1 protein-coding gene is annotated in these 463 nt (G+C 47.3%); it reads left to right on the top strand.

What is annotated here, in order from left to right:
* Positions 1 to 458 (top strand): IS3 family transposase (locus FEK50_RS23975; RefSeq protein WP_138211691.1); only part of this gene is annotated, 458 nt, incomplete at its 5' end.
* Positions 459 to 463 lie beyond the last annotated feature (5 nt).

The raw sequence follows: 463 nt of genomic DNA, 5'->3' as shown, positions 1-463 counted from the left end.
CTTATCTGGCTGTTGTACTCGATTTGTTTTCCCGTAAACCGGTTGGCTGGGCGATGTCATTTTTCCCTGATTCCGCACTGACAGGTAAAGCCCTGTCGATGGCCTGGGAAGCACGGGGGAAACCGGCTAATTTACTGTATCACTCGGATCAAGGCAGTCACTATACCAGCAGGAATTTCAGACAGTTACTGTGGAGATATCAGATAAAGCAAAGCCTGAGTCGCCGGGGAAATTGCTGGGATAACAGCCCAATGGAACGGTTCTTCAGAAGCCTGAAAACAGAGTGGGTACCGGATAATGGCTACGCGAATTTTAGCGAAGCCAGCACGGCAATAACGAATTACATCACAGGATATTACAGCCAGCTCAGACCTCATCAATATAATGGTGGTTTGACGCCGAATGAATCAGAACGATTGTTCTGGAAAAACTCTAAAGCTGTGGCCAGTTTTTGTTGACCACT

Source organism: Escherichia sp. E2586 (assembly GCF_005781105.1).
Classification (GTDB): domain Bacteria; phylum Pseudomonadota; class Gammaproteobacteria; order Enterobacterales; family Enterobacteriaceae; genus Escherichia.
The sequence above is the reverse complement of the archived record's forward strand: the minus strand, read 5'-3'. Positions and strand labels throughout refer to the sequence as shown.